The organism is Actinomadura formosensis NBRC 14204, from assembly GCF_001552155.1.
Taxonomy (GTDB): domain Bacteria; phylum Actinomycetota; class Actinomycetes; order Streptosporangiales; family Streptosporangiaceae; genus Spirillospora; species Spirillospora formosensis.
In genome coordinates, this window is record NZ_BCQQ01000181.1 from 1 (window position 1) to 9,095 (window position 9,095).

Below are 9,095 nucleotides of genomic sequence, written 5' to 3' on the forward strand. Positions count from 1 at the left end.
GGTCCGGCCGGCTCGGGCGGCGCCTGCGCCGCCGCGCCGCCGGCCTCCCCGTCTGCGACCTCGGAGCCGGCGGCCTCGGAGCCAGCGGCCTCGGAGCCAGCGGCCTCGTCCGCACGGCGCCTGCGCCGGTACGACTCGTCGCCGGGCAGGGTGGTGAACCGCCCGTTCGCGTCCGGCTGCGGGGTCTCGCGCAGTGGGACGACGGCCTCCGAACGCGGCGCGGGCATCAGGATCGTGCCCTCCCGCTCGCCGTCGGCGACGGTGTCGAGGGGGGATGCGCCGTCCTCGTCCCTGCCGGGTGCCGGCGCCGGGGGCAGCATGCCCGCGGCCATGTGCTCCGCCGGGACGACCAGATCGTGCGAAATCAGGACGACCGCCGTCACGCCGCCGTACGGGGACCGCTGCAGCGTCACGGTGATGTCGTGCCGGGCGGCCAGCCGCGCGACGACGAACAGTCCCAGCTGGTCGGTGTCGACCAGGTCGTACTCGGGCGGCTCGGCGAGCCGCCGGTTGGCCTCGGCGAGCAGTTCGGGCTTGACGCCGAGGCCGCGGTCCTCGATCTCGACGACGAAGCCGGTGCCGACCCGCTCGCCCATCACCCGGACCTCGGTGTTGGGCGGGGAGAACGTCGCCGCGTTCTCGATCAGCTCGGCGAGCAGGTGGATGACGTCGGTGACGGCGGAGCCGATCAGGCCGTCCTCGGAGTCGGTGAGCACGGTCGCGCGCGTGTAGTCCTCGATCTCCGAGACGGCGGCGCGCAGCACGTCGGCGAACCGCACCGGCTGCCGCCAGCCGCGTCCGGGCGTGGCGCCGGACAGGATGATCAGGCTCTCCGCGTGCCGCCGCATGCGGGTGGTGAGGTGGTCGAGCCGGAAGAGGTCCTCCAGGTCGTCGGCCTCGGCGCGGCTCTCCAGCCCGTCCAGCATCGTGAGCTGGCGGTGCAGCAGCGACTGGTTACGGCGGGCGATGTTGAGGAAGATGCGGCTGACGCCGGCGCGCAGCTCGGCCTGGCCGACGGCGGCGTCCACGGCGGTCCGCTGCACCTTGGCGAACGAGTCGGCGAGCCGGGCGATCTCGGTGGTGCTGCCCGCGTGCAGGGGCGGCGCCTCCGCGGCGACGTCCACGCTCTCGTTGCGCTTCAGCCGGTCGACGACGCCGGGCAGCCGCCGGTCGGCCAGCTCCTCGGCCGAGCCGCGCAGCCCGACCAGCTCGCGGACGAACCCGCGCGCGAACCGCAGCGACAGCAGCACCGAGATGATGATCGCGACAAGGCCGAGGCCGCCGACGATGCCGACCCGGATGTAGGCGTCGATGCCGAGCCGGTCCGCGTGCTCACCGGCGCGCTTGGAGTTGCTGAGCACCATCTTGTTGACCGCGGCGACCAGCGGCTCCACCGTCTGCTGCCAGTCGGCCTGCTCGACGGGCAGCCGCCGGCGCGGATCGGCGTCGGCGACGATGCCCTCCACCGACTTGAAGTGCTGGTACAGCGGGGACGCGAAGAGCTGGGCGGTCCCGGTCCGGTAGACGGCCGGGTCGAGCAGCGACCGCTGCTTGATCCACTGCCACTCCTGCTCGCTCACCATCCCGACGAACAGCTGGTGCTCGGCCGCCGTCATCCGGCCCCTCGTGATGAAGGCGGCGGCGACCAGCGCGTCCTCACGCTGCAGCAGCTCCATGGCCCGTCCGGCGTGCCGGGTGGACAGCGTCCAGTTGTAGAGGGCGGAGTCGTTGATGACCACGAGGGAGTCGTACAGCCGGTGCATGCCGTCGACCATCCCGCCGTACATCCTGATCGCCGACAGCCGGTCGATGGTCCGGTCGTCGACCGCGGACCGGAGCCCGCCGAGCCCGCCGAGCGCGTCGAGCACCTCGAAGACGCGGCTCTTCATCTCGTCGGTGGTGACGCCGCGGGCGGCGTCCGAGGTGGCGGCGCGGCGGAAGCGGGCCACGGCCTCGTCCACGCGTCCGCGCTGCAGCGTGAGCTGGGCGGGCGCGGAGGGCGCCGTGGCGCGCGGCGTGCTGAGGAACACGGCGGACAGCCGGCGCTCCTTGCCCAGCTCCACCAGGACGCCCTGGCCGGTCGGCGCGAACGTGCGGTCGAGCGTGTGGTAGTTGCGCTGGGCGAGGGCTTCGCGGCCGGTGACGCTCGCGGCGTACCCCCACAGCGCGACGAGGGAGAGAAGCGGCACGAGCAGCAGCGCGGTCACCTTCGAGCGGATCGAGCGCGTACGGGGGGATTTCATGTGACCTCGAACGTTACGGCGCGGAGGGTCCCTGGATCATAAAGGCGGTCTGCGACGGGACCGCAACCCCTTTGGCGCCTTTCGGACGCATTGGCACCATTCCGTGTCACCTGCGGCGATGCCCGCGGCTTGGGTGATCTTGTGGGAGGTACCCGGAGGGGATAGCGGCAAATCCGGACAATTTACTTCATTTCCCCCTGTTGCTCCGGAGCTTTGCACCATACTCTGCTTCTTCACACCGCTCGCGTCGCGCCGGCACCGGAAGGAGATCCGCGATCTATACAGGCAACGACGGAGGCCGGGACGGGGGCATCCCCACCGGGCCGCGGGGCACGCCCGGCCGGGACGGGAGGCCGACTCCCAGGCCGGAGGACGTTACGATGCCCGCCGTGAGTCCCGAAAGCCAGGCACCCGAGGCACTGCCGTCGCGACGGCGCCGCACCCCCCGCGGCGGCCGGCACCGCGGCGACGAGTCCTTCCTGCTCCCCCCCGGATCCCCCGCGCTGGTCCTGGCCGTCTCCGGCCACGCCCGGCAGATCGGCACCGAGATCGCCACCGAGATCGCCCGGCTCGTCGAGATCGAGCACACCGGCCAGCCCGCCCACATCGGGCACCTGGCCGGGGACGAGGCGAACCTGCACGCCGTCCTCGCCGGGCTCCGGCCGGAGCGGGACGAGCTCGCGGCGGTCGTGGTGCCGCTGTCCACCGGTCCCGACCCGGCGCTGGACCATGCCGTCCACGCCGCGGTGGCGGGCGCGCCGGTGCACGCCGTCGCCGCCGAGCCGCTCGGCCCGCACCCGCTCATCGCCGAGGCGCTGCACGACCGGCTCGCCGACGCGGGCCTCGCCCGCGCCGACCGGATCCGGCTGATGACGATGGTGACCGCCGCGTCCGGCGTCATCGTCGCGACACCGGGGGACGCGACCGCCGTCCGGCAGGCCGAGGTCACCGGCGTGCTCCTCGCCTCCCGCCTCGCGGCCCCGGTCTTCACCGCCTCGCTGAACGACGAGGCGTCCGTCAAGGCCGCCGCCGAGCAGCTGCGCATCGCCGGTGCCACGTCCATCGCGGTCGCCCCGCACCTGATCGGCCCCGAGCCGGAGGCGGCCCTGGTCGCCCGCGCCGCCGCCTCCGTGGGCTGCGCCCACTCCGCTCCGCTCGGCGCTCACCCGGCCCTGGCCCGCCTAGCCGCCCTCCGCTACGTCGAGGCACTCTCCACGGCCCTGGCCGACTGACCCACCGGCTTGAGCCTCAGCCGAGGTACACGGGTCGGGCGGCCGGAGGGCGCGCTGCGCCCGGAGGCCGCCCGACCCGCAACGAGGGTTCCAGGGGGTCGCCCCCCTGGGCCGGCTCAGCGGTTCTTGAATTCCGGGCGGCGCTTCTCCAGTGCCGCGGTCATGCCCTCGGTCAGGTCCTCGCTGAAGAAGGCCAGGGTCTGGACGGCGGTCTCCGCGGCGAGCTGGCGGCGCAGGCCGGGGGCGTCCAGGGACGCGTTGAGCAGTTCCTTCGTGCGGCGCAGGCCGTAGGGGGACTTGGCGAGCAGTTCGTCGGCGAGGGCCTGGGCGCCCGCCAGGTCCGCGCCCTCGGCGGTGATCTCGGTGATGAGACCGAGCGCGTCGGCGCGGGTCACGTCCAGCCGCTGGGCGCGGTAGAAGATCTCGGCGGCGCGGGCCGGGCCGACGAGCCGGGGCAGCAGCCAGGACAGGCCGCAGTCGCCGGCCGACAGGCCGAGATCGGTGAACGGCACGACGAAGCGGGTGGTCGGGTCGGCGACCCGCAGGTCGCAGGCCAGCGCCCAGGACACGCCCATGCCCGCGACCGGCCCGTGCAGCGCCGCGATCACCGGCTGCGGGATCTCCCGCAGCCGCGCGGTGACCTCGCCGCCGCGGGCGATGCTCCGGTAGAGCCGCTGGACGCGGCCCTCGGTGCTCTCCCCGCCCGGATCGCCGCCCTGGATGTCCATCCCGGAGCAGAACCCGCGGCCCTCGCCGGTGAGCACGACCACCTGGGTGGACGGGTCGCGCGCCAGTTCGCCCAGGACGTCGAGCATCTCCTCGGTCAGGGCGCCGTCGACGGCGTTCAGGCGCTCCGGCCGGGACAGGGTGATGGTGAGCACCCCGTCCCGCCGGTCGAGCTTGATCCCGGCCAACGGCTCAGGAGGTGAGCTGCTGGATCAGCGGGCCCATCTGCTCGCCCACGCTCCCGAACACCGTCAGCGGCTCGTTCGCGCTGACGGCCGCCCAGTTGTCCCGGACGTCCTCGACCGAGAGCGTCTCCCGCTGCCCGTAGCCGGGGCCCTCCGCCACGAAGATCTTCGCGATCCGGCCGCCGCCGACGGTGTAGACCTCGCCGGAGTCCTCGTTGGACTCGTGGACGAGCCAGGCGACCAGCGGCGTGACCTGGTCGACGCCGAGCTTGGCGGCGAAGTCGGCGGGCAGCAGGTCCTCGGTCATCCGGGTCCAGGCGACCGGCGCGATCGCGTTGGCCTTGATGTTGTACTTCGCGCCCTCCTGGGCGAGGGTCTTGGTGAACCCGACGAGGCCCATCTTCGCCGTGGAGTAGTTGGCCTGGCCGAAGTTGCCGAACAGGCCCGCCGGGGACGAGGTGTTCACGATCCGGCCGTAGCCCTGCTCGCGCAGGTGCGCCCACGCGGCACTGCTCACCAGGAACGAGCCGCGCAGGTGGACGGCGATGACCGCGTCGAACTCCTCCACGGTCATGTTCTTGAACGACCTGTCGCGCAGGATGCCCGCGTTGTTGATGATGATGTCGATCTTGCCGAACGCGTCCAGTGCGGTCTTGATGACGGCCTGCGCGCCCTCGGGGGTCGCGACGTTGTCGGGGTTCGCGACGGCCTCGCCGCCGTTCTTCTTGATCTCGGCCACGACCTCCTCGGCGGGACCGGCGGAGGCGCCGGCACCGGACCGGTCTCCGCCGAGGTCGTTGACGACGACCTTCGCACCGCGCGCGGCGAGTTCCAGGGCGTGCTGCCGGCCGAGGCCGTGGCCGGCCCCCGTCACGACCGCGACCCGGCCGTCGTAGCGCAGTTCCGACATTCGCTTCTCCTCACATCGTGGGGCCTGCCCCCAGGTAATCATCCGGGGTCGCCAAGTGGTACCACTAAACCGAATCACGCTCGGCCGCGGCGCACCGGGGTCCCCCGCGTACCATGGATGACGAGGAAGTAGCGGCAAATGCCGCGTTCCACCGGAGCTGCCGCGTAGTCTCCTTCGAAGCCGTGAGGAGCAACGGAGGTCCCGTCCGATGATCCGCGCCGACGCGCCGGCCACCGGCCGCCGCCACCGCGTCGTGCAGTGGGCGACGGGCGCGATCGGACGCAGCGTGATCAGGGGCGTCCTCGACCGCGATGACATGGAGCTCGCCGGCGTCTGGGTGCACACCCCCGCCAAGGAGGGCGCCGACGCCGGGGCCCTCGCCGGACGGGCCCCGATCGGTGTCCACGCGACCCGCGACATCGGCGAGATCCTCGCCCTGGACGCCGACTGCGTGATCTACGCCCCGAGCCCCGTCCACGACCGGTTCGCCGAACTCGGCACGATCTGCGCACTGCTGGCGTCCGGCAAGAACCTGATCTCCCTCAGCGGGCTCGTCTACCCGCGGGCGCAGGGCCCGCAGTTCGCCGGCGAACTCGAACAGGCCTGCAAGCGGGGCGGGACGTCCGTGCACGGCACCGGGGTCAGCGGCGGTTTCATGGCGGACGTCATGCCGCTCGTCCTGACCCGGCTGTCCCGGCGGATCACCCACGTGTACGCCCGGGAGTGCTCCGACTTCGCCAGGCACCCGTCCTGGCGGATGGTCCACGAGATGCTCGGCTTCGGCAAGACCGAGGAGGCGTACCAGCGCGCGCTGCGGCCCAACCGCGCCGCGATGCGGGCGATGTTCGCCGAGAGCCTGCACCTGGTCGCGGCCGGCCTCGGCGTCGACCTGGACGAGATCGACGTGGACGTCGACTACCGGCTCGCCGGCGCCGACCTCACCACCGCCGCCGGGCCGATCCCGCGGGGCACGGTCGCGGCGGCCCGCTGGACGTTCAGCGGGCTGGCCGCCGGGCGTCCCGTGATCACGGTCGAGATCGTGCACAAGGCCAACGCCGCGCGGATGTCGGACGAGTGGGGGCGCCCCGGGTACTCGCTTCGCGTCGACGGCCGCCCCCCGCTCACGATGACGGCGGGCGAGGAGCTGATCTGCGACGCGATCTCTGCGGCGGCGGCACACGCGCTGAACTCCGTCCCCGCCGTGTGCGCCGCCGACCCCGGCATCCGGACGTACCTGGACCTGCCGGTGATCAGCGGCCGCATGCAGGTCTGACCGCTATCGGAGGGGCCGCGCGGGAGCGGGTTCCCCGTCGTCCTCCTCGGCCCGCGCCTCGGCCTCCGTCTCCTCGCGGGCCTCCCTGCGGTGCCTGCGGATGCTCCACACCGCCAGCGCGACGACGGCCGCCGCCGCGAGCCCGATCGCCAGGCCCCGGCCGGCCAGCTTCGCCGCGTGCTCGAACGCGGCACCCGCGAAGTAGCCGCCGAGTGTGAACGTCACCACCCACGTCACGCCGCCGATGAAGTTGAACAGCAGGAACTTCGGGTACGGCAGCCGCGAACTGCCCGCCAGCGCCGGCATGAGCGCCCGCAGCAGCGCGGTGAACCGGCCGATGAACACCGCGAACGCGCCCCGCCGGCGGATGAGGTCCTGCGCGCCGGCGACCTTGGCCCGGTGTTTTCGCATCACCTTGACGTCCAGCAGCCGCGGCCCGTACTTGCGGCCGATCTCGTAGCCGACGGAGTCGCCGACGACCGCCGCGACCACCGCGATGACCAGCAGCAGCGGCAGTGACAGCACATGCTGGCTGGCGAGGACGCCGCCGACGACGATCGCGGTCTCGCCGGGGAACACGAATCCGACGAACAGCGCGGCCTCGGCGAACACCAGCGCCGCGATGACGAGGTAGATCATCGCGGGTGGCAGCCCGTTGACCAGGGCGCTGAATTGTTCGAGCATGGACCTGCCATCTCGTTGCCGTCTCGGATTTCGCCGGGTGGCGGGGAGCGTCCCACCCCCGACGGGGACCGCGTCGCAGCCGTTCGACATCGGCCGCCGACACTAGCTACAGACGGTCATCGTAGCCGCGAGGTTCCCGGAAGATCCCCCGAAGGAGGCACCCATGAGCGTTCAGGAGGTCGAGGAGGGCCGGTTCGTCCGGCAGGCGAACCGGTTCACCGCGCGGATCACGGCGGACGGCTCCTCCGGGTACCCCGCCGAGCCCGGCCGGTACCGGCTGTTCGTCTCCTACGCCTGCCCGTGGGCGCACCGGACCCTGATCGTCCGGCGGCTCCTCGGCCTGGAGGACGCGATCGGCGTCGGCGTCGTCGATCCCATCCGGGACGAGCGGGGCTGGCGGTTCCCCGACCGCGACCCTGTCACCGGCGCGGTCTTCCTGTCCGAGCTGTACCTGTCCACCGACCCCTCGTTCCGGGGCCGCTACACCGTCCCGTGCATCTGGGACACCGAGACCGAGCGCCTGGTCACCAACGACTTCCCGAACATCACCACGATGTTCGAGACGGAGTTCACCGCCCACCATCGCGAGGACGCGCCCGACCTGTACCCGGAGGCGCTCCGCCCCGAGATCGACGAGCTGAACGACCTCGTCTACACGACCGTCAACAACGGGGTCTACAAGGCCGGGTTCGCCACCGCCCAGGACGCCTACGAGGAGGCGTTCGACGCTCTCTTCGCCACCTTCGACCGGCTCGAAGAGCGCCTCTCCACCGGCCGCTACCTGTTCGGCGACGACCTCACCGAGGCCGACGTCCGCCTCTACCCCACGCTGGCCCGCTTCGACGCCGTCTACTACTCGCACTTCAAGTGCAACCTGCGGCGCCTCACCGACTACCCGAACCTCTGGGCCTACGCACGCGACCTGTACTCGATCCCGGCGTTCGGCGAGACGACGAACTTCGACCACATCAAGCGCCACTACTACGTGACGCAGCGCAACATCAACCCGTCCGGCGTCGTCCCCAAGGGCCCGCTCCTGGACTGGACCGCTCCACACGATCGAGACCGCTGACCCCGCCCGGCTCGTTATGCTGGCGGATCTCCCAGTAATCCGCACGAAAGGCATGACCCGACCCATGCGCAGCCAGTTCTTCGGCAACCTCGACCAGGGCCAGCAGCTCCCCGGCCACTTCGCCCTCCAGAACTCCAAGATGCTCCGTATCCACCTGAACGGAGACGTGCTGGCCCGGCAGGGCTCCATGGTCGCCTTCCAGGGCCAGATGGAGTTCGACTACGAGGGCGCGGGCGGTCTCGGCAAGTTCATGAAGAAGGCGCTGACCGGCGAGGGCGTCCCGCTCATGCGCGTCAAGGGCCAGGGCCTGCTGTTCGTCGCCAACGACGCCGACGACATCCACCTGTTCTACCTGGAGAACGAGGGCATCACGGTCAACGGCAGGAACATCCTCGCCTACGACTCGCACCTGCAGTCCGACATCCAGCGCGTCCAGGGCGCGGGCATCGCCGCGGGCGGCCTGTTCAACACCACCCTGCAGGGCACCGGCTGGGTCGCCCTCACCACGCACGGCACGCCCGTCATGCTCGACTGCGGCCGCGCCCCCACCTTCGCGGACGGCCAGTCCGCCGTCGCATGGAGCACCAGCCTCCAGGTCGGCGTCAACCGCACCTTCAAGGCCTCCGCCCTCATCGGCCGCGGCAGCGGCGAGGCCATGCAGCTCGCCTACCAGGGCCAGGGCTTCGTCCTAGTCCAGGCCAGCGAAGGCCCCACCGTAGCCCCCCACACCCACTGACCACCCCAGCCGCCGCCCCCAAGCCACGCGACGA

General features: G+C 72.1%; 8 protein-coding genes. 4 read left to right on the forward strand and 4 right to left on the reverse strand.

What is annotated here, in order from left to right; all coding sequences use genetic code 11:
* Window positions 1-2,243 (reverse strand): sensor histidine kinase (locus AF1_RS30165; protein WP_157419352.1); only part of this gene is annotated, 2,243 nt, incomplete at its 3' end.
* A gap of 389 nt (window positions 2,244-2,632) precedes the next feature.
* On the opposite strand from AF1_RS30165, the gene AF1_RS30170 reads away from it, so the two are divergent.
* Window positions 2,633-3,475 carry a sirohydrochlorin chelatase gene (locus AF1_RS30170; protein ID WP_067807069.1) on the forward strand — a complete coding sequence of 281 codons (843 nt, stop codon included), beginning with the start codon at window positions 2,633-2,635 and terminating at the stop codon, window positions 3,473-3,475.
* Between the two features lie 116 nt (window positions 3,476-3,591).
* Here the strand turns inward: AF1_RS30170 and AF1_RS30175 are convergent, their stop codons facing one another.
* The gene (locus AF1_RS30175; RefSeq protein WP_067807047.1) at window positions 3,592-4,389 is read right to left on the reverse strand and encodes an enoyl-CoA hydratase/isomerase family protein; all 798 of its coding nucleotides are present in this window, start codon (window positions 4,387-4,389) and stop codon (window positions 3,592-3,594) included.
* Between the two features lie 4 nt (window positions 4,390-4,393).
* Window positions 4,394-5,296: an SDR family oxidoreductase gene (locus AF1_RS30180; RefSeq protein WP_067807052.1), complete on the reverse strand. Its 903-nt coding sequence runs from the start codon at window positions 5,294-5,296 to the stop codon at window positions 4,394-4,396.
* Between the two features lie 208 nt (window positions 5,297-5,504).
* On the opposite strand from AF1_RS30180, the gene AF1_RS30185 reads away from it, so the two are divergent.
* The gene (locus tag AF1_RS30185) at window positions 5,505-6,569 is read left to right on the forward strand and encodes an NAD(P)H-dependent amine dehydrogenase family protein (protein WP_067807055.1); all 1,065 of its coding nucleotides are present in this window, start codon (window positions 5,505-5,507) and stop codon (window positions 6,567-6,569) included.
* Window positions 6,570-6,572: 3 nt separating this feature from the next.
* On the opposite strand, the gene AF1_RS30190 is transcribed toward AF1_RS30185, so the two are convergent.
* The gene (locus AF1_RS30190) at window positions 6,573-7,253 is read right to left on the reverse strand and encodes a DedA family protein (RefSeq protein WP_067807059.1); all 681 of its coding nucleotides are present in this window, start codon (window positions 7,251-7,253) and stop codon (window positions 6,573-6,575) included.
* 163 nt (window positions 7,254-7,416) lie between these two features.
* On the opposite strand from AF1_RS30190, the gene AF1_RS30195 reads away from it, so the two are divergent.
* Both AF1_RS30195 and AF1_RS30200 read left to right on the forward strand, forming a co-directional pair.
* On the forward strand, window positions 7,417-8,325 hold the full coding sequence (locus AF1_RS30195) for a glutathione S-transferase family protein (protein ID WP_067807062.1): 909 nt from the start codon (window positions 7,417-7,419) through the stop codon (window positions 8,323-8,325).
* Window positions 8,326-8,389: 64 nt separating this feature from the next.
* Complete coding sequence (locus AF1_RS30200) at window positions 8,390-9,061, forward strand: AIM24 family protein (protein ID WP_067807065.1); 672 nt, start codon at window positions 8,390-8,392, stop codon at window positions 9,059-9,061.
* The last annotated feature ends 34 nt before the right edge of the window (window positions 9,062-9,095 follow it).